The following is a 19,886-nucleotide window of genomic DNA, read 5'->3' on the forward strand; positions in this document are numbered from 1 at the left end:
ATAGCCGGGCTCAGGTCTTGCGGGTATTCGGGCGAACCCACTGCAGCGAGTCGTGCTCCAACGCCGATTGCAGGTGCTGCACGTCGGCGTTGAGCTGATCCAGGGCCTGGTGCAGCCGATGCCGTGGCGCGGGCGGGGAGAGCGTCTGCGGCGGCGTGCCCAGCAGCGACCGGGGTTGGGTGAGCACGTGCCACGACAGGCCCATGCCGTGCGGGGCCAGCAGGGCGGACCATTCGGCGCGTCGGCTCAGGAGGTGTTGGCGGGTCTGCTGGTAGGCGTGTTCGGTCAGTTCGCGTCGCTGCCGGTAGCTGAAGGTGTTGGCCAGGTAGAACTCGGCGTCCCGGTGGTCGGGCTCCAGCAGCAGGATGGCGGTGTCGGGGTAGACCCGTTCGTACTGCTTCATGCCCAGTTCCAGGCGGGAATGGATGAGGCTGCGGAAGGTCTGGTTCATGACCGCCGGAAATCCGCCGTCCACCAACGACGGAATGGCCGAGGCCGACGCACGGCGATGGGGGCGTTCGGCGCCGCGTGAGGGCATGGGCGCTTCGGGTGCTTCCGCCTCAAAGGGCACCAGGGGGTTGAGGCAGAACATCACGTCCACGCCTTCTTCCAGCGCCACGGTGGCGTGCATGGTCTTTTTCAGGGCCCCGTCCACGTAGTGCTTGCCGTCGATTTCCACCGGGGGGAACAGGCCCGGCAGGGCTGCACTGGCGGCAATGGCGCGGGAAATGGGCACATGGTCCCAACCCTCGCGACCGAAGGGGGCGGCTTCGCCGCTGTCCAAGTGGGTGGCCACCAGGGTCAGCTTGTGCTTGAGCTTGCGAAAGTCGTTGGTACGCCCGGGGCGGTTGAACAGGCGGGCGATTTGCCGGTGCACTTCTTCGGCGCTGAACAGCCCGGTGGGCAGCAGGGGCCCCAGTTGTTCCATGGCCCCCAGCAGGTTGCGCCGCCCAGAGCCCCAGGCCCACAGGCTTTGCCAGCCCAGGTCGGGCACGCGGGCCAGCCGTTGCAGCCATTCGGCGTAGGCCGGGCGCATCAGCCAGCTGGGGTCGAAGGCCTCCTGGCCATGGCGGGGCGAATCGATGAACAGGGCGCAGAGGTCGTGGGGGCTCAGGCCGTTGGCCAGCCCGGCGGCAATGAATCCACCGGCTGACACGCCCACGTAGTGGTTGCAGTCCGCCAGGGAAAAGCCGCTCAGGGCCTCTTCCAGCGCGCACAGTGCGCCGATTTCGTAAATCGCCCCCAACGGGCCGCCTCCGGCCAGCGCCAGTGCCACCTTGGGTGGCGTGGCCCGTGGGTTGGTGCGAGGCGAGCGGCGGGGGCGGCGTGGAGTCATTCAGGTCACGGAGCGTCAATCGGCCCCAGGCCCGAGCGGGCCTTTCAGGGGCGGAGGGCGTGGTATCTGCCGATCAGGCCGCGGAAGCGCCGTCTGCCGGGGTGGCGTCGGTGCTGGCGGGGGCGCTGGCTTTGGCGGGGCGGGCCGCGGCCTTGCGGGCGGCAGGAGCCTTGGCGGCGGGCTTGGCCTTCACGGGGGCGACGACCGGGGCTTCAGCTTTCTTGGCCGGTGCCTTCTTGGGGGCGCTGGCGGTGGGGCTGGCCTTGGGTTGCAGTTTTTGCACGTTGCGGTTGAGTTCGTCGATGCGTTCGATCAGCGCGTCGATGTCTTGAGCGGTGGGCACGCCCAGCTTGCTCAGGGTGCGGGCCACGCGGTCTTCGAAGATGGTTTCCAGCTTGTCCCACTGGCCGGTGGCCTTGGCGGTCAGGTCGTTGGCCATGTTGGTCATGCGGCTGGTGGCCCCTGCAATGCGTTCTTCGGCCACGGCCTGGGTCTTGCGTTGGATGGACAGGCCTTCCTTGACCAGCGATTCAAAGGCCTTGGTGCCTTCTTGCTGGGCCTTGGAGAAAGCGCCCAGGCCGGCCAGCCAAATCTGTTGGGCAGAGTCTTTCACGGCCCCGGCCAGGGGATTGACCGCTGCTGCGGAGGTTTTGGTGGCTTTGGCGGCGGTGGTTTTCTGGACTTTCTTGACCATGGTGGACTCCATTCAAAATGAGTGTGGGCAACGGATGATCAGGACTCTACGTGTTGACCCTGAGCAGATGTAGGGCGGTGCAACTAACTTTCTAGGCTCGGGACTCCAGGGTCTACACGGGTTTGTGCTGAAACCGTGTCGGTGGGGGCTGGGCAGAATGCAGGCTGGTTTCATCGGGCGTTCATTCGGGTGCCCGACAGGACAATGCACATGCCATCAGGAGAACACTCATGCGTTATTTCGTGACAGGGGCCACGGGCTTCATCGGCAAGCGGCTGGTCAAGCGGTTGTTGGAGGGCAAGGGGGCTTCGGTCCACTTCCTGATGCGCGCGGGCAGCGAGGGCAAACTGGCCGATCTGTATGCCTACTGGGGGCTGTCGGGGGCCAAGGCGCAGGCCCGTGCGGTGCCGGTCTACGGCGATCTGACGGCCAAGAAACTGGGGGTGGCGGCGGATGTAGTCAAGCAGCTCAAGGGGCAGATTGACCACCTGTACCACCTGGCGGCGGTGTATGACCTGAGCGCCGACGAGGACAGCCAAGTGGCCGTCAACATCGAAGGCACGCGCAACATGGTCGAGTTTGCCAAAGCGGTGGAGGCGGGCCAGGTGCACCATGTGTCATCCATTGCCGCCGCAGGCTTGTATGAAGGTGTGTTCCGCGAAGACATGTTCGAGGAAGCCGAAGGGTTGGACCATCCCTACTTCGCCACCAAGCACGAGAGCGAAAAAATCGTGCGCAAGGAGTGCAAGCAGCCGTGGACGGTGTATCGCCCGGCCATGGTGGTGGGGGACAGCGCCACGGGCGAGATGGACAAGGTGGATGGGCCGTACTACTTCTTCAAGCTCATCCAGCGCATGCGCCAGATCCTGCCCCCTTGGATGCCCAGCGTGGGCCTGGAGGGGGGGCGCGTCAACATCGTGCCGGTGGATTTTGTGGTCAATGCGCTGGCTCACATCAGCCATCAACCCAACACCGTGGGCCGCTGCTTTCACTTGGTGGACCCGGTGGGTTACCGCGTGGGCGACGTGCTGGACATCTTCAGCCGTGCGGCCCATGCCCCGCGCATGAACCTGTTCGTCAATGCCGCGTTGCTGGGTTTCATTCCGAAAAGCGTCAAGAAGGGCATGATGGCCTTGGCGCCGGTGCGCCGCATCCGCAACGCCGTGATGAAGGACCTGGGCCTGCCGGAAGACATCCTCACCTTCGTCAACTACCCCACCCGGTTTGATCGTCGCGACACCGACGCCATGCTCAAAGGCAGTGGCGTTGAATGCCCCAACCTCAAGGACTACGCGTGGCGGCTGTGGGACTACTGGGAGCGTCACCTGGACCCCGATCTGCACATCGACCGCAGCCTCAAGGGCACTGTGGGGGGCAAGGTGGTGTTGGTGACGGGCGGCAGCTCCGGCATCGGGCTGGCCGCGGCGCACAAGTTTGCCGAAGCCGGGGCCACCACCATCATCTGTGGCCGCGACCAGGACAAGCTGGACGAAGCCTGTGCCGAGGCCAAGGCCAAGGGGTATGCGTTTGTGGCCTATGCCGCCGACATCGCCGACATGGCCGATTGCGACCGGTTTGTGCAGCTGCTGATCGAGAACCACGGTGGGGTGGACTTCCTCATCAACAACGCCGGACGGTCCATTCGCCGTGCCATCGAGAGCAGCTACGACCGCTTCCACGACTACGAGCGCACCATGCAGCTCAACTACTTTGGTTGCCTGCGCGTCACCATGGGTCTGCTGCCCGGCATGACGGCCAAGCGCAAGGGCCATGTGGTCAACATCAGCTCCATCGGGGTGCTGACCAATGCGCCGCGTTTCTCGGCCTACGTGGCCAGCAAGGCCGCGCTGGACGCATGGACGCGGTGCGCCTCCAGCGAGTTTGCGGATGTGGGCATCACCTTCACCACCATCAACATGCCGCTGGTGCGCACACCCATGATCGCGCCCACGCAGATCTACAAGAACGTGCCCACGCTGTCACCCGAGGAAGCCGCCGACCTGATTGCCGACGCCTGCGTGTCCAAGCCCGTGCGCATCGCCACCCGCACGGGCATCTTCGGTCAGGTGCTGCACGCCTTCATGCCGCGGGTGGCTCAGATCGTGATGAACACCAGCTTCCGCATGTTCCCCGACTCCGCCGCTGCCAAGGGCGACAAAGGGGCCAAGCCCCAGCTGTCACCCGAGGCAGTGGCGTTGCAGCAGATGATGCAGGGGATTCACTTCTGACGGGCGCTGGCGTGCCGTGATCGCCTGGCTCTGATGGGCTTTGTCCGAGGGGCTGTTTTCTGACGAAATCAGCCCCTTGTGCTTTTTATGTCTGGCTTATTTGCTATTTATTTTGGTTGTTGATTCGAGGTCCTCGCCACCGCGTTGAGGTCGACGGTCGTCGATAATCAACGGTTCGCTTTCACTCCAGACCCCGACACAACATGATCCTTGTCACTGGCGGCGCCGGCTTCATCGGCGGAAACTTCGTGCTCGATTGGCTGGGCACCTCCGACGAGCCCGTGGTCAACCTCGACAAACTCACCTACGCGGGCAACCTGGAAACCCTGGCCTCGCTGCAAGGCGATGCACGCCACACCTTTGTGCAGGGCGACATTGGTGACCGGGCCTTGCTGGATCGGCTGCTGGCCCAGCACCAACCCCGTGCCGTCATCAACTTTGCAGCCGAAAGCCATGTGGACCGCAGCATCCACGGCCCCGAAGACTTCATCCAGACCAATGTGTTGGGAACTTTCAGGCTTTTGGAAGCTGTCAGGCTTCATTGGCAAGCGTTGCCTGCTCCTGAAAAAGCAGCATTCCGTTTTCTGCACGTCAGCACTGACGAGGTGTACGGCAGCCTGGGCCCTGGCGACCCCGCCTTTGCTGAAAGCAACCGCTACGAGCCCAACAGCCCCTACAGCGCCAGCAAGGCCGCCAGCGACCACCTGGTGCGCGCCTGGCACCACACCTACGGCCTGCCGGTGCTCACCACCAACTGCAGCAACAACTACGGGCCCTTCCACTTTCCGGAAAAGCTCATCCCGCTCATGATCGTCAATGCCCTCGCGGGCAAGCCCCTGCCGGTGTATGGCGATGGCATGCAAATTCGCGACTGGCTTTACGTCAAGGACCACTGCAGCGCCATCCGCCGCGTGTTGCAGGCCGGGCGTCTGGGCGAAACCTACAACGTGGGGGGCTGGAACGAAAAGCCCAACATCGACATCGTCCACACCGTGTGCGCCCTGTTGGACGAGCTGCGCCCCAAGGCCGATGGCAGCAGCTATGCCGCGCAAATCACCCACGTCACCGACCGGCCTGGCCACGACCGCCGTTACGCCATCGATGCCCGCAAGCTCGAAGCCGAACTGGGCTGGAAACCCGCCGAAACCTTTGAAACCGGCATTCGCAAAACCGTGCAGTGGTACCTGGACAACCCCCAGTGGGTGACCAACGTGCAAAGCGGTGCCTACCGCGAGTGGGTGGGCAAGCAATACGGCGCACAGGCAGGGGCCCAGGCGTGAACATCCTGCTGCTGGGCAAAAACGGCCAGGTGGGCTGGGAGCTGCAGCGCAGCCTGGCGGTGCTGGGCTCGGTGACGGCGCTGGACCGTCAAGGCGCGTGCGTGGCGGGTCAAACCCTGTGTGGCGACTTGTCCGACCTCGACGGGCTGACCCGCACGGTGCAGATCCTTCGGCCCGACGTCATCGTCAACGCCGCGGCCCACACCGCGGTGGACAAGGCCGAGAGCGAGCCTGACCTGGCCCACCGCCTCAACGCCCAGGCCCCTGCGGTGCTGGCGCGCGAAGCGGCGGCACTGGGCGCCTGGCTGGTGCACTACAGCACGGACTATGTGTTCGACGGCAGCGGCACCCAGGCTTGGGTGGAATCCGACGCCACCGGCCCCTTGAGTGTGTACGGCCAGACCAAGCTGGCGGGCGAGCAGGCCATCCAGGCCAGCGGCTGCCAGCATTTGATCTTTCGCACCAGCTGGGTGTACGCCGCGCGTGGGGGCAACTTCGCCAAGACCATGATCCGACTGGCCCGCGAACGCGAGCGGCTCACCGTCATCAACGACCAGTTTGGAGCCCCCACCGGGGCCGACCTCATTGCCGACGTGACCGCACATGCCGTGCGCCGCGTGGCCGGGGCGCATGACGGGGCTGGGTTGTCGGGCGTCTACCATTTGGTGGCAGCAGGTGAAACCACCTGGTTTGATTATGCAAATCAGGTTCTTGCGCTTTCAAATAAAGCGCAAGCAGCTACTGATTTTGTAGTTAAAGAGGTGGTGCCCGTGCCCACCAGCGCCTTCCCCACGCCCGCCCGCAGGCCGCACAACTCCCGCTTGAACACGGCCAAACTGCAACAGGCATTCGGGCTGACGCTGCCCCCGTGGCAGCAAGGGGTGGCGCGCATGCTGGCCGAGATTCACTGAGGGCAGCGCGGGCCGCTTCCTTTCCATCATTCAGGGACTGCAGAATTCCATGACCACCCCCACCACGCAACGCAAGGGCATCATCCTGGCCGGAGGCTCCGGCACCCGCTTGCACCCCGCCACCCTGGCCATCAGCAAGCAGCTGCTGCCGGTGTACGACAAGCCCATGATCTACTACCCGCTCAGCACCCTGATGCTGGCGGGCATCCGCGACGTGCTCATCATCAGCACCCCGCAAGACACCCCCCGCTTTCAGCAGCTGTTGGGTGACGGCAGCCAGTGGGGCATGAACCTCAGCTACGCCGTGCAACCCAGCCCGGACGGCTTGGCACAAGCCTTCCTGATTGGTGAGCAGTTCATTGGCAACAACCCCTGCGCACTGGTGCTGGGCGACAACATCTTCTACGGCCACGACCTGCACAAGCTGCTGGCCAGTGCCGATGCCCAGGCCAGCGGGGCCACCGTGTTCGCCTACCACGTGCACGACCCCGAGCGCTACGGCGTGGTGGCCTTCGACCCGACCGGCAAGGCCACCAGCATCGAAGAAAAGCCCGCCCAACCGCTAAGCAACTTTGCCGTAACCGGGCTGTACTTTTACGACAACCAGGTGGTGGACATTGCCAAGGCCGTCAAACCCAGCGCCCGGGGCGAGCTGGAAATCACCAGCGTCAACCAAGCCTACCTGGAGCAGGGCAGCTTGACGGTGCAGATCATGCAACGCGGCTACGCCTGGCTGGACACCGGCACGCACGAAAGCCTGCTGGAAGCCGGGCAGTTCATTGCCACCCTGGAGCACCGCCAGGGTCTCAAGATTGCCTGCCCTGAAGAAATTGCGTGGCGTGCCGGTTGGATTGATGCCCAGCAAATCCAGAAGCTGGCGGCGCCGCTGGCCAAGAACGGCTACGGGAAGTACCTGCTCCAGTTGTTGCGCCACGCCCATTGACCTGACGTTTGCCCGCCATGCCTTACACCGTCATCCCAACCGCCATTCCCGACGTGCTCATCCTCGAACCCAAGGTGTTCGGGGACGCCCGCGGCTTTTTCTTCGAGAGCTTCAACCAGGCCGACTTCCATGCCGCCACCGGCCTGGACGTGTCTTTTGTGCAGGACAACCACAGCCGCTCCTCCAAAGGCGTGCTGCGTGGTTTGCACTACCAACTGGCCCCCAAGGCACAGGGCAAGCTGGTGCGGGTGGTGCGCGGCGCGGTGTTCGATGTGGCGGTGGACATCCGCCAAGCGTCGCCCACGTTCGGGCAATGGGTGGGGGTGGAGCTGAGCGAGGACGACCACCGCCAGTTCTGGATACCCCCCGGTTTTGCCCACGGGTTTGTCACGCTGACCGACACCGCTGACTTTTTGTACAAGACCACCGAGTACTACTCCCCGCCCTACGACCGCGGCATCGCCTGGAACGACCCCGCCATTGGCATTCAGTGGCCGGATGTGGTCGCACCATCACTGCTGTCGGCCAAAGACCTCTCTGCCCGAAGGTTGGCTGATGTGCCTGCGTCCGAGCTGTTTGCCTGACCCGAAACCGACCGTGTCACTGTCCGTTTCCATTGTCAGCCACGGTCACGGACCCCATGTCCGCGTGTTGTTGTCATTGCTGGCTCAAGCCGATGCCACCCCCTTGCGTCGGGTGTGGCTGACCCTCAATGTGCCCGAACCAGGGCTGTTGGCACTGCAAGGGCTGCCCTGGCCGTTCGATTTGAGGGTGGTTGGCAACGCCGCTCCATTGGGATTCGGGGCGAACCACAACCAGGCTTTTTTCTTCGAACAATCGGAGGCTGATCCAGCCGTGTTCTTTGCGGTCCTCAACCCCGACCTGACGTGGCAGGTCGATCCGTTCCCGATGTTGCTGGCCGCGGCGCAACAGCCCTTTGCGGGCTGTGCGTACCCAATGCAACTCGATCCTCAGGGGCGGGTTCAAGACCATCGGCGGTTGTTGCCTTCACCCTGGTCGCTGTGGCGGCGGTATCTGGTCCGCCAAGACTCGTCGGCTCAGGGGTTGACGTCTCCGGACTGGGTGAATGCCGCTTTGCTCGTGTTTCCTTCTGCTGTCTATGCCGCGTTGGGTGGCTTTGATGTTGGGTATTTCATGTACTGTGAAGACGTGGACATATGTCTTCGGCTGCAGTTGGCTGGCAGGCGTCTGATCGATGCACATCAGGCGCAAGTTGTGCACGACGCCCACCGCTCCAGCCGCCGCAATGTGCGCCATCTGTATTGGCATGTTCGCAGCTTGTTGCGGCTGTGGTCATCCGCGTCATATCGTCAATATCGGGCCAAGTCTGCGTCGGTTGTTACCATCAACGGTTGACCGTGCGCCAGTCCCATTCTGTCATGTCCTCTGCCTCCATGCCACTCACTCCTGATCTGCCGAGTCCTTCCCATGTTCGTCTTCGGCTGGGTGAGCTGTTGGTGGCGCAAGGCAAGTTGGGGGCACGCGACTTGGAACGAGCCCTGCTTGCCCAGTCAGAAATGGGCGGTTTGCTCGGGCGGGTGCTGGTCCGCCTGGGCTTGGTCGCCGAGACCGACGTTGTTTGTGCATTGGCCGAGCAGTTGCACATGCCTTTGGTGCTGGCGTCCGATTTCCCGGACCTCCCGCCCGAAGTGCCGGGACTGCTCCCTGATTTTGCTCGTGCCCATGGCGTGTTTCCGTTGAAGCTTGATGGCGCTGGTTTGACCGTGGCGCTGGCCAATCCGCAAGATGCGTACGTGCTCAAGGCGGTGCGACTGGCCACCGGACAGGTCATTCATCCATGCGTGGCGTTGGAGTCGGACATTGAGAAAGCCCTCACGCCGCCGACCGACGTGGCCGATGTGGACGCAGATGACGGGCTGGGTTTGGATGCCGATGGCGGCGACTTCGTTGAACACCTGAAAGACCTGGCCAGTGAGGCTCCGGTGATTCGACTGGTGAATGCCATCATCGGTCGTGTCATCGACATGCGTGCGTCCGACATTCACCTGGAGCCCTTCGACGATGGACTGCATGTCCGTTATCGGGTTGATGGCGTCATTGCCACGTCCGAAGTGGTGCCACCCAAACACAGTGCGGCTGTCAACTCCCGGGTCAAGCTCATGGCGCACCTGGACATCGCCGAGCGACGGCTGCCGCAAGATGGTCGAATCAAAACCCGGGTCAAGGGGCGAGAGATTGATTTGCGTGTGTCCACGGTCCCCACGGTCCACGGTGAGAGCGTGGTCATGCGAGTGTTGGACCGGTCTTCGGTGCGGTTCAGTCTGGAGGACATGGGGTTTGCCTCCGACACCCTTGAAAAGTTCAATGCACTCTTGGCGCGGCCCCATGGGATCGTGCTCGTCACGGGGCCAACAGGTTCCGGCAAAACCACCACGCTGTACGCCGCGCTGTCCAAGGTGGATGCCGATGCCCACAAAATCATCACGGTGGAAGAGCCCGTGGAGTACCAGCTGGAAGGCATCAACCAAATCCAGGTGCACGGGCAGATTGGCCTGACCTTTGCCCGCGCATTGCGTTCCATCCTCCGGCAAGACCCCGACATCATCATGATCGGGGAGATGCGAGACAGCGAAACCGCACAAATTGCCGTGCAGTCGGCGCTCACAGGGCATTTGGTCTTGTCCACACTGCACACCAACACCGCGGCGGGGGCGGTGGTTCGCCTGACCGACATGGGGGTGGAGCGCTACCTCATCACCTCATCGGTCAACGGCGTTTTGTCTCAACGGCTCGTGCGCCGTCTGTGCGGCCATTGCAAGGAGGCAAGGCCTGTGGACGATGCTGTTCTGCGCAACTCCGGTCTGGGACAGTTCTTGCAATCCGGTCAGCCGATGTACCACGCCGTGGGTTGTTCGCATTGCCGAGGGTCGGGCTACAGTGGCCGGGTCGGCGTACACGAGTTGCTGGTGCTGGACGACGACTTGCGCCGAGCCATCCTGGATGGTGCCGACGCCGGGACGTTGCATGCCAAGGCCCAGACTTCCGGTATGTTGAGCCTGTATGAAGATGGGCTGCGCAAGGTTGCCGCAGGGGAAACCAGCTTGGATGAGGTGCTTCGCGTGACCGAGGACCAGTCCGATGCCTGACTTTTTGTGGCAAGCCGCCCGTCCCGATGGCCAAATCACCGACGGGCGTGGCGAGGCAGCGTCTCAGGCCGAACTCCTCCGTCAGCTGCGGCAGCAGGGTTTGACGCCCATACAGGTGACCCCGGCCGACTCGTCCACACCGCTGCCTCACGCCGTTGTTGCGCCAAATGCGGCCCCCAAGTCGCGGCAACCCCGCGGGCGTTCGGTGGGGGGCCGCCCCCAGGCTGCCGACATCCTGCTGCTGACCACCGAGCTGTCCATCATGCTCAAGGCGGGGCTGGCACTTGACACGGCCTTGCGTGTGCTGATCGGCATGAGCCACAAACCAACCGTGGCGCAATTGGTTGAAACCGTGCTGGAAGACGTCAAAGGCGGCGTGCCCTTGAGCAAGGCTCTGGGTCGACACCAGCCCTTGTTTGGCGATTTCTACATCAACATGGTTCGTTCCGGTGAGGCCAGTGGGCAACTGTCAGCGGTGTTCGAACGGCTGGTTGAGCACATGGAGCGGCTGAGGGCCCTGCGCGAAAGTGTGGTGTCTGCCACCATCTATCCAGCCATCTTGCTGGGGGTCGCCGTGTTGTCCCTGGTGGCCATGCTGGGTTTTGTCGTGCCTCAATTTGAAACGCTGTTCAAAGACATGGGAGACGCCCTGCCGATGCCCACCTTGTTTGTCATGCGGCTGGGGCAGGCCTTCACGCAATACGGATGGGCCATGGCCATTGCGGTGGCCATCCTGGGTTGGGGGGGGCGGCGTTGGTTGCGTTCGGCAGAGGGGAAGTCTTGGTGGCAAAAGCAGGCCTTGCGCTTGCCTGTGTTGGGTGGTTTGCTACACAAATATGACTTGACCTTATTTGCCCGCTCCCTGGGAACGTTGTTGGGCAATGGCGTGCCATTGCTGGCTGCCTTGCACATCGCCACCGAAACGGTGGGCAACACCAACCTGCGTCAAGCGCTTGCCAGCGTTCCGTCGCAAGTCAAAGCTGGCGGAAAGCTGGTCGATGCACTGTCTGCCACTGGGATTTTTGAACCTTTGGCCATCAACTTGGTCCGAGTGGGCGAAGAAACCGGCCGTGTGGGGCCCATGCTGCTGGAGTTGGCGCAAATCTTCAATCGGGAAGTGGAAATTGGCATCAAGCGTGCGCTGACCATGCTGGAGCCTCTGCTCATCTTGGTGCTCGGCTTGCTCATTGCCGCCATCATCGTTTCCATCCTGCTGGGCATTTTGTCCGTCAATGACTTGGCTTCGTAAAATTCACTCCCTTTCGCACACGTCAAACTCATGCAATTCCAACATTCTGTGCGTCGCCAGGCGCAGGGCTTCACCCTCATCGAACTGCTGGTGGTCCTGGCCATCCTCACCTTGCTGGCCGGACTTGTGGGTCCTCGCGTTCTGGGGCAGTTGGGCGGAGCCAAAAGCAAGACCGCAGCAGTCCAGATTGCCGACTTGGAAAAATCACTGGACTTGTTCAAGCTGGATGTCGGTCGTTATCCCTCCACTGATGAAGGATTGCAGGCTCTGGTGTCAAAGCCCGCTGCCGCCGCGGGTTGGAATGGTCCCTATGTGAAAGGTGGGGTTCCCAATGACCCCTGGGGCAAGCCCTACAAATACACCAGTCCCGCAGCCGGAGGGGGGGTGGAAATTCTCTCCCTGGGGGGCGACGGAGCGCCCGGCGGAGAAGGCGAGAACGCCGACATCAAAAACCAACAGTGAACCGCCTTGGCGTCTCGCTCCGGTCGGGTGTTCAGCGCGGATTCACCCTTGTGGAACTGCTGGTTGTGTTTGCCATTGCGGCCTTGCTTGTGGGGCTGGCCCCCCTGGCTTTTGGCAAGCTGAAGGAAACCTCTCAATACCGTGACACCTTGCGGGCGCTGGTTGCTGACCTGAGGCAGGCGCGCCAATCGGCGGTCACCCGAGGGGTGGAAACCCGTTTTCAGATGGACCTTTCCAAGCGGTTGTTTGGGGTGCAAGGGCAACCGGGTCACCCGGTTCCGTCGCCGCTGGAAGTGCGTGCCACCGTGGGCAGTTCCGAGCTGAGTGCCGATCAGGTCGCTGGCATCCTCTTTTTGCCCGACGGTGGATCTACAGGGGGCAGCTTTGACCTCGTTCGCCCGTCTGGCTCGGGGGTTCGCGTGCGTGTGGACTGGTTGTCCGGGCGTGTCGAGCAGGAAGCCCTCTCTCCTTGATCGCACCATGACCGCAGCCCGTCGCTCGCCGCAACACGGCTTGTCCTTGCTGGAGTTGCTGGTGGCTTTCACCATCATGGCGTTGTCCCTGGGGTTGCTGTATCGCACCCTGGGCGGGGGTGTGAGAACCGTGGCCGAATTGGATGCCCGACAGCAGGCCGCCATGGTGGGCGAGTCGGTGCTTGCATCACGCGATTCGGTCACCGCTCAAGGATGGAACGAAAGCGGCGTATCGGGCGGATTTCATTGGCAGGTCAGCAGCCAACCCCATGCAACCGGTGGTCTGTTGCTGTTGCCGGGGGCTTCCGGTCAGGGTGAACCCATGGACAGGGTGCCACTGCATGTGGTGACGCTGCGCGTCAGTTGGCAAGACGGACTCCGTGAGCGGAATCTGGATGTTCAGACCTTGTTGCCGCAACGCAAACCCTTGCCCGGGGAGGTCGCACCATGACGCGGCACTCGGCACAGAGGGCGGACAATGGCTTCACGCTGGTGGAAATGCTGGTCGCCATGTCACTGTTGGCGGTGCTGATGGTTGCGCTGACATCGGTCATGCGCACCATGGCGCAGACCGAAACCAAAGTTGACCAGCGACTGCAGCGCATTGACGACATGCGCGTCACGCGGGGCTTTCTGCAACAGGTGTTGGGGCGGGTGTCGGCTCGACCGCTGCCACCCGCCGCAGGGGCGGGGACTGTCTTGCCGTTTCGCGCCACGGCGGATCGGGTGGAGTGGGTGGGCATCATGCCGGCGCGCCACGGCATGGGGGGCCGACATTTTTTCCGCTTGGCGCTGGAAGACTCCGACCAGGGGCCTGCGCTGGTGTTGCGCTTTCAGCCCTGGGATGCAGGGTTGCGTGACTTCCCCGATTGGCGTGGAGCCACCCCTCGGGTTCTCGTGGCCGGTGTGACGCATTTTGCCGTGCAGGCGCAGGGGCGTCCCGAAGGGGCGCGCCCCATGCCGCCAGCATGGTCTCCAGGTTGGGCACCTGGATGGCAGGTGCCCGAGCTGCTGCCTGAACGCGTGCTGTTGTCGCTGGCCGATGCACAGGGGGCCTGGCCCGACCTGGTCCTGTCGGTGCAGGCGCTTTCACAGGGGCGTGCCGCAGGTGGGGTCTTTTCCATTGGAGGCAGCCGGTGAGATCGCGTTTGCAAACCCAGGGCTTGGCACTGGTGGCGGTGCTGTGGCTGGTGGCAGCCCTGTCCATCATGGTCACCGGGTTGATTCGCAATTTGCGCGGTGAAATTCACATTGCCACCCACCAACGCCAGTCCGTTGTGGCGGGGGCGCTGGCCGATGCGGCCATCCGCCTGTGGTTGCAAGAGGCCGCGTCGCGCAAACTGAGTGTGGATCGGCCCATGGCATCTTTTGTCAACGTGTTTGGGCAATCTGTGAAAGTGGTGGCGCAGCCGCTTTCAGGGTTGATTGACATCAACCACGCACCCGAACCCTTGCTGGCCGCGCTCTACCAGCATGGGGGTGGTTTGTCAGCCGACATGGCGGCCCAACTCGCGCATGCAACGGTGGAGACCCGCACCCGCCCGGATGCCCAAGGTCGACCCGAAGGGTTCGATGCACCCGAGGACTTGCTTCGTGTTCCAGGGGTTTCGTACCCCCTCTATGCTACGATCGCCCGCCTTGTTTCTGCCAACCTCAGCGGGGGGGGGCGAGTCAATGCGCAATCAGCCCCGCTGCCCGTGTTGGCGGTGCTGGCCCAAGGCAACCTTGCACGGGCCAGCCAGTTGGCCGCTGTGCGCGAAACACCATCCCCCTTGCCCATGGACACGTCGTCGCTCAACCCCGCCTTCATTGACAACGGTCCCTCCATGGCTGTGCAGGTCAGTGCCGAGGTGCCTTTGTCGGATGGCGCATCCTGGGTTCGAACATGGACCGTCAGCCTGATGCCGTCTCTTCGCACAGGCTTGCCCTGGACGGTGCTGGACATGCAGCAATTTTCGCAACCTGTTGGTAATTTTTGATCGAACTCAGCCCATGGCCATCCTCCAACGAGACGCTCGCCTGTTTGGTTTGGACTTGTCCACGCTCGGGGACGATCTGCGCATGGCCTGGCGTGACATGGCGCAATGGCCGGTGTTGCGGTGGTTGTGGCCAACGGCACCCGTGAGGGTGTTGATGGCCGATGGGTCTGAGCAGTTTTTTTATTCTAAAAATCGACCTCTGTCGCTTGATGTAAAAGGCCTGTCTGCTGCAAAATTTGTTGCGGTTCAGTTGCCTGAAGACATTCTTCTGCGTCGCTGTGTCCGCATGCCGCAGCTGCCACCGTCCGCGGTGGACTCTGCGCTGCGTTTGGAGGCAGCCAGTCAAAGCCCCTTTCCCGAGACCGACATGTTGTGGGTTTCTCAGTCGGTGCCAGCGTCGGGGGGCGAGCAGGTTTGGGAGCTGGTTGTCACATCCCGGACGCTGGTGCTCCAGCACCTTCAGCAGCGCTTGTCCCAGCTTGCTGCGCCAGTCTCGCCCAGCGTGCAGCCCGAGGTGTGGGTGTCTTTCGATGGCTTTCCACACCCCGTTGTCCTGCCCGGGTTTGGTGAGTTGCGGCGGCAACGACAGCAACGCCTGGGGGGCATGGCCAACGCAGCGCTGTGTTTGGCGGCGGCGGGCTTGGTCGGCGTCATTGCGGTCACGCCCACATTGCAGCAGCGCCTGGTGGTGCTCGACGCGGCAGCACAGCATGCAGCCCTGATGCAGCAGGTGGCGCCTGTGCAGCGCCAGCGCGAAGCCTATGTCAGTGCGGCTGAGCAATTGAAGGCCGTGATGGACACCGCCGGGGCCCCTTTGTCGGCCCTGGAAGTCATGGACAAGGTCACCAGCGCGCTGCCAGACGACTCCTCCTTGCTGACCCTGTCGTTCAACGCCACGGAATGGCCAGACAAGCCTCCAAAACTCATCCTCACGGGGCAGACACCCAATGCAGCGCTGCTCATGCAGGCCTTGGGCAAAGTGCCCGGTCTGAAGGACATCAAAGCCCCAACCCCCGCCATCAAACCCCTGGGGGCAGACAAAGAAAGCTTCACCATCGAGGCCACGCTCGACGTGTCCCAGTTGCGATCATGACAGCCGCCGCCCACTCATCTCGTGCCCGCTATTTGTTCGGGCTGCAACTGCTGACCTTGTCGGTGGTCCTGGTTCCCCTGGGCCTGGGGGGCTGGTGGGTCTGGCAAAAACATCAACAGCTGCAAGAGCGGCTGGACCAGATCACCCCGCGTCACGCCCGGCTGCTGGGGCTGCGCGACAGCAAGGCTGAACTGGACAAGGCCGAGGCCGCGGTTCGGCAGCAATTGGCTGCACGGGCCTATGCAGCAGAGCAAGACCCCACCCAGGTGGGCAACGAAGCGCAACAACGCATCCGCACCTTGTTTGCCGACAGCAAGCTCGACATTGGCAGCATCCAGGTGTTGCCTCCCAAAGAGGGCAAAACCTTTGATCGCATCGGCATCGTGCTCAAGGTCGAGGGGGACTTGGTCGGCCTGCACAACGCGCTCACCTTGTTGCAAACGCAAACCCCCTCTGTGTGGCTGGATGGCTTTTCCATCCAGACCATTGGGGCTGTCAAACCAAAATCAGCTCAGAAGTTGGGCGCTCAATTCAACCTGTCGGTGATGAGGTCCCGGGCATGAAGGTGCGCATCCTGTTGGTGACCCTGGTGGTGGCTTTGGCCGGAACATTGGCCGCCTTGTGGCTGGATGAATCGGGCCAGCCTCGGGCATTCGCCTGGACCGCCCCCGCACCGTTGCCGCCCGAACTTTCAGCCGGAGAAAGCACGGAAGCCGTTGCCCCAGCCAGTCCCGTCCAGTTCATGGCGGTGCTGGATCGCCCCATGTTTGCGCCCGATCGGCGTCCACCCCCTCCGCCCGCGCCTCCTGCGCCACCCCCTCCGCCCGACCCCTTGGCCAACGTCACCCTGTATGGCCTGTTCGGCAGTGGCGACAGGGGGGGGGTGCTGGCCAACTTTGACGGCAAGGTCCGCCGTGTCCATGTGAATGAAAGCATTGGCGACTGGACGGTCAAGGCCATCGAAGGGCGGTCGGTCACGTTTGCGCGTGGAGACGAAACCCGAACCCTCAACCTCGTGGCCAACCATGGCGCTCGCAAAACACCGGTCACCACCAGTGCTGCCCCCACCCCCGGGGCTGTGCCCTCGCCGAGCGCGCCCATGGATCGGCAAGCCATGATGCAGGCTGAAGTGGAAGCCGCCCGCGAAAGGCTGCGCCAACGCAATGAACTCTTCCGCAAGGCCGGTTTGCCGCCGGTCAAGGAGTGACACCCGAATGCTCATGAAATTTGTCCCCTTTCGTCGTTCGGCCTGGGCTGTGCTGGTGTGGATGGTGCTCAGCACTGCCCATGCCCAACCGGTTGACGCCAATGCCGTGGCCGATGTGCCGCAACCTCGCCTCATGGCGGGCAACGACGCCGTCATTGCGCCTCCCAAAGACGTGCCGCCATTGCAAGGCAATCCCATCAGCTTCAATTTTGAAGATGCGCCCATTGCCCAGTTCGCAGCCATTGTGCTGAAGGATGTGCTGCGGGTGGACCACGTGCTGCACCAGCCCCTGGCGGGGTCGGTCACCCTGTCCACCAGCGGAGAGGTGCCTGCCGACCAAGCCATGCTCCTGCTGGAGAGCGCATTGCAAGCCAACGGCTTGATGATGGTTCGCGACACCCGCGGCACCTACCACGTGGGCAAGCCCGACGTGTTGAAGGGCGTTGTGCCCGCTTTGCGCCAAGCCACACCGGGCAAGCCCCTGCCTCCCGGGACCGGTGCCATCATCATCCGGCTGCAATACATCGGGGCGGCCGAAATGGCCAGCATCCTCAAGCCCATGATGGCGGCAGATTCCCTCATTCGCGTGGACACCGCACGCAACCTGCTGGTGCTTTCGGGCACCCGCAACCAGGCAGAGGGGTGGTTGGAGGTGGTGTCCACGTTCGATGTGAACCTGCTCAAAGGCATGTCTGTGGGCGTGTTCCCGCTCAAGAACGTCACCACGGCAGAGGTTGACACCGCGCTCCGGTTGCTTTCCGGCGGCGGGGCTGCTGCAGCGCGCACGCCTGCCACAGCACCTGCTGTGGCGCTCGGCGCGGCGGGGGCAGCAGCCTCTGCAGCAAACACCCCAGCTGCGGCATCTGCTTCAGACACCATTCCGTTCTTTGGCTCCATCCGCATCATGCCCATCGAGCGGATCAACAGCGTCATTGTGGTCACCCCTCGTGCCGCCTACCTGGAAGAGGCCCGCGCCTGGATCGACAAGCTAGACCAACCCGGCAACGGCAGCAGCGAGCCGCAACTCTTCATCTACCCGGTGCAAAACGGCTCAGCCAAACATTTGGCCAGCGTGGTGGGCGGACTGTTTGGCTCCGGGCAGGCCAATGCACAGGTCGGCACCACAGGTGTAGCCCCAGGGTTGCAAACGGCTGTTGGCACCACCTCCGTGGGCGGGTTGACCGCTCCAGGGGGCTTGAGCTTTGGTGCGGGTGCCACCGCAGGGGTGGGCATGGGGGCTAATCAGGTCGGTGCACAACGCCTGGGTGCCTCTGCCGCCCAGGCCGCCCCCACCGCCGTCACATTGGGTGGTCAGGGCAGCGGCGTTCGCCTCATGGCCGATGAATTGAACAACGCCGTGTTGTTCTACGGCACCAAGGCCGATTTCAGCAAAGTGGAAAGCGTGCTCAAGCGGTTGGATGTGTCGCCCGTCCAGGTGCTGATCGAGGCGTCCATCATCGAGGTCACGCTGACCGACGACTTGTCTTATGGCCTTCAATGGCTGTTCAACGGTGGTGCGCCCGGCAGCCTCAACGGCCGTGGCGCTGTCAGCACCGTGGCGGGCGGTGCGCTGGGTGCGGCCAAAGCGGGCTTGTCCTACACCCTCACCAATTCGGCGGGCAATGTGCGCGGGGTGCTGAACGCCTTGGCGGAAAAATCACTGGTCAAGGTCATTTCCAGCCCCTCGCTCATGGTGCTGGACAACCACACGGCCACCATTTCGGTGGGCAACCAGCAGCCCGTGAAAACCGCCACCACGGTGGTAACGGGGGGCACGGTCAGTGAAAGCATCACCTACAAAGACACGGGCGTGAGCCTGACCGTCAAGCCCTCCGTCACCGCGGGCAACATGGTCACCATGGACATGAATCAATCCGTGACCGATGTAGGTAGTGTGGATTCTGCAACGGGACAGCGCGCTTTCCTGCAAAGGCAAATCAACAGCAAGGTGGCTGTGCGCTCGGGCGACAGCGTGGTGCTGGGTGGCCTGATTCGCGACAATGCCACCTCTGGCAGCAGCGGCATTCCGGGCTTGGCTGCCATTCCGCTGATTGGTGGCTTGTTTGGAACCCAGGCCAAGTCTGGCGGTCGAACCGAGTTGCTGGTGGTTTTGATGCCGCGCGTGGTGCGTGTGGACCAGGATGTTCAGGCCATCAGCGCCGAGCTGCGGGATCGGATGAAGGGTTTGTCCTTCACCAACGACATGGTTCGTTGACGCCTGCGGTGATTTTCATCTATTCATGAGGAGTAAAAACGCAATGGTTGTGTTGTTCCAAACCCGAAAGGCCTTCCAGGGCTTCGTGGTGGGCACCTGTTTGGCTGTGCTGCTGGCCGGATGTGGGTCTGCCACAATGCCTCATGCTGCATCGCCTGAGCAGGAGGTTGCCCGGCTGGCGCAGATGCGTTGGGAGCACTTATTGGCACACGATTGGGCCAAGGCATACGACATGCTCACGCCCGGGTACAAAAAGTTACACTCTCTGCGTGAATACGAAGCAAGCTTCAAAGGAGGGCAGCTTTGGGTGAGCGCCAAGGTCGTCAGCACGGTGTGCGAGCCAGAATCTTGCGAGGTGAGGGTGGGGATGCAGATCAAAAACCCGCAGGCAAGGTACGATAACGACACCATCACAACCCATTTTTCCGAAAGATGGTTGTATGAAGATGGACGCTGGTACCATCACGAGAAGCTTTGATTTGCGGCTGATGCGGTACTTTTGCCGTGCAGGGAGGCCTGTAGCAATCAAGGCGGAGCAAACCTTTCGGGCAAGCAATTTTGAGGCTGTCGAGGTTGTTGCTTTTTTTATACAGGCACATTGATCAACCCGCCCTTCCCAGGGCTTAACCCAGAAAGCGTGTGCTACCATTTGTTGGCGTAATCAATCCTGGTAGTTGCGCTTACCAAC

At 62.7% G+C, this 19,886-nt stretch carries 20 protein-coding genes; 18 read left to right on the forward strand and 2 right to left on the reverse strand.

The genetic code is table 11. The features are described 5' to 3' along the window. Positions 1-10 precede the first annotated feature (10 nt). Complete coding sequence (locus ACYVB7_RS17070) at positions 11-1,336, reverse strand: patatin-like phospholipase family protein (RefSeq protein WP_460509685.1); 1,326 nt, start codon at positions 1,334-1,336, stop codon at positions 11-13. Between the two features lie 73 nt (positions 1,337-1,409). Beyond that, positions 1,410-2,030 carry a phasin family protein gene (locus tag ACYVB7_RS17075; RefSeq protein WP_460509686.1) on the reverse strand — a complete coding sequence of 207 codons (621 nt, stop codon included), beginning with the start codon at positions 2,028-2,030 and terminating at the stop codon, positions 1,410-1,412. Between the two features lie 230 nt (positions 2,031-2,260). Here ACYVB7_RS17075 and ACYVB7_RS17080 point away from each other — a divergent pair, with 230 nt between their 5' ends. The 18 genes from ACYVB7_RS17080 (at position 2,261) to ACYVB7_RS17165 (ending at position 19,676) form a co-directional block, all read left to right on the forward strand. Further along, on the forward strand, positions 2,261-4,258 hold the full coding sequence (locus ACYVB7_RS17080; RefSeq protein WP_460509687.1) for an SDR family oxidoreductase: 1,998 nt from the start codon (positions 2,261-2,263) through the stop codon (positions 4,256-4,258). Positions 4,259-4,461: 203 nt separating this feature from the next. After that, on the forward strand, positions 4,462-5,538 hold the full coding sequence (gene rfbB / locus ACYVB7_RS17085; protein WP_460509688.1) for a dTDP-glucose 4,6-dehydratase: 1,077 nt from the start codon (positions 4,462-4,464) through the stop codon (positions 5,536-5,538). Beyond that, entirely contained in the window at positions 5,535-6,449 is a 915-nt protein-coding gene (gene rfbD / locus ACYVB7_RS17090) for a Rossmann-fold NAD(P)-binding domain-containing protein (protein WP_460509689.1), read from the forward strand. Before rfbB ends, rfbD begins: the two co-directional genes overlap by 4 nt. A gap of 49 nt (positions 6,450-6,498) precedes the next feature. Continuing rightward, positions 6,499-7,392: a glucose-1-phosphate thymidylyltransferase gene (gene rfbA / locus ACYVB7_RS17095; protein WP_460509690.1), complete on the forward strand. Its 894-nt coding sequence runs from the start codon at positions 6,499-6,501 to the stop codon at positions 7,390-7,392. A gap of 17 nt (positions 7,393-7,409) precedes the next feature. Beyond that, a complete protein-coding gene (gene rfbC / locus ACYVB7_RS17100; protein WP_460509691.1) occupies positions 7,410-7,976 on the forward strand; it encodes a dTDP-4-dehydrorhamnose 3,5-epimerase family protein in 567 nt (188 codons plus the stop codon). Positions 7,977-7,989: 13 nt separating this feature from the next. Further along, a complete protein-coding gene (locus ACYVB7_RS17105) occupies positions 7,990-8,769 on the forward strand; it encodes a glycosyltransferase family 2 protein (protein WP_460509692.1) in 780 nt (259 codons plus the stop codon). Positions 8,770-8,807: 38 nt separating this feature from the next. Further along, positions 8,808-10,520, forward strand: coding sequence for a type II secretion system ATPase GspE (gspE, locus tag ACYVB7_RS17110; RefSeq protein WP_460509693.1), 1,713 nt, complete (start codon positions 8,808-8,810; stop codon positions 10,518-10,520). Beyond that, positions 10,513-11,769, forward strand: coding sequence for a type II secretion system F family protein (locus tag ACYVB7_RS17115; protein ID WP_460509694.1), 1,257 nt, complete (start codon positions 10,513-10,515; stop codon positions 11,767-11,769). The genes gspE and ACYVB7_RS17115 overlap by 8 nt, the downstream gene beginning before the upstream one ends. Before the next feature lie 30 nt (positions 11,770-11,799). Next, a complete protein-coding gene (gene gspG / locus ACYVB7_RS17120) occupies positions 11,800-12,231 on the forward strand; it encodes a type II secretion system major pseudopilin GspG (protein WP_460509695.1) in 432 nt (143 codons plus the stop codon). Further along, complete coding sequence (locus ACYVB7_RS17125) at positions 12,228-12,704, forward strand: GspH/FimT family pseudopilin (RefSeq protein ID WP_460509696.1); 477 nt, start codon at positions 12,228-12,230, stop codon at positions 12,702-12,704. The genes gspG and ACYVB7_RS17125 overlap by 4 nt, the downstream gene beginning before the upstream one ends. A gap of 7 nt (positions 12,705-12,711) precedes the next feature. Beyond that, on the forward strand, positions 12,712-13,155 hold the full coding sequence (locus ACYVB7_RS17130) for a prepilin-type N-terminal cleavage/methylation domain-containing protein (RefSeq protein ID WP_460509697.1): 444 nt from the start codon (positions 12,712-12,714) through the stop codon (positions 13,153-13,155). After that, entirely contained in the window at positions 13,152-13,844 is a 693-nt protein-coding gene (locus ACYVB7_RS17135) for a prepilin-type N-terminal cleavage/methylation domain-containing protein (RefSeq protein ID WP_460509698.1), read from the forward strand. Before ACYVB7_RS17130 ends, ACYVB7_RS17135 begins: the two co-directional genes overlap by 4 nt. Then, complete coding sequence (locus tag ACYVB7_RS17140) at positions 13,841-14,683, forward strand: type II secretion system protein GspK (protein WP_460509699.1); 843 nt, start codon at positions 13,841-13,843, stop codon at positions 14,681-14,683. Before ACYVB7_RS17135 ends, ACYVB7_RS17140 begins: the two co-directional genes overlap by 4 nt. A gap of 367 nt (positions 14,684-15,050) precedes the next feature. Continuing rightward, entirely contained in the window at positions 15,051-15,776 is a 726-nt protein-coding gene (locus ACYVB7_RS17145) for a PilN domain-containing protein (protein WP_460509700.1), read from the forward strand. Then, a complete protein-coding gene (gene gspM, locus ACYVB7_RS17150; protein WP_460509701.1) occupies positions 15,773-16,339 on the forward strand; it encodes a type II secretion system protein GspM in 567 nt (188 codons plus the stop codon). Before ACYVB7_RS17145 ends, gspM begins: the two co-directional genes overlap by 4 nt. After that, positions 16,336-16,983 (forward strand): hypothetical protein, encoded by a 648-nt coding sequence (locus tag ACYVB7_RS17155; protein WP_460509702.1) that lies wholly within the window; start codon positions 16,336-16,338, stop codon positions 16,981-16,983. Before gspM ends, ACYVB7_RS17155 begins: the two co-directional genes overlap by 4 nt. A 13-nt stretch (positions 16,984-16,996) precedes the next feature. Next, positions 16,997-19,198: a type II secretion system secretin GspD gene (gene gspD, locus ACYVB7_RS17160; protein ID WP_460509703.1), complete on the forward strand. Its 2,202-nt coding sequence runs from the start codon at positions 16,997-16,999 to the stop codon at positions 19,196-19,198. Between the two features lie 43 nt (positions 19,199-19,241). After that, positions 19,242-19,676: a hypothetical protein gene (locus tag ACYVB7_RS17165; protein ID WP_460509704.1), complete on the forward strand. Its 435-nt coding sequence runs from the start codon at positions 19,242-19,244 to the stop codon at positions 19,674-19,676. The last annotated feature ends 210 nt before the right edge of the window (positions 19,677-19,886 follow it).

Source organism: Hydrogenophaga soli (assembly GCF_054777695.1).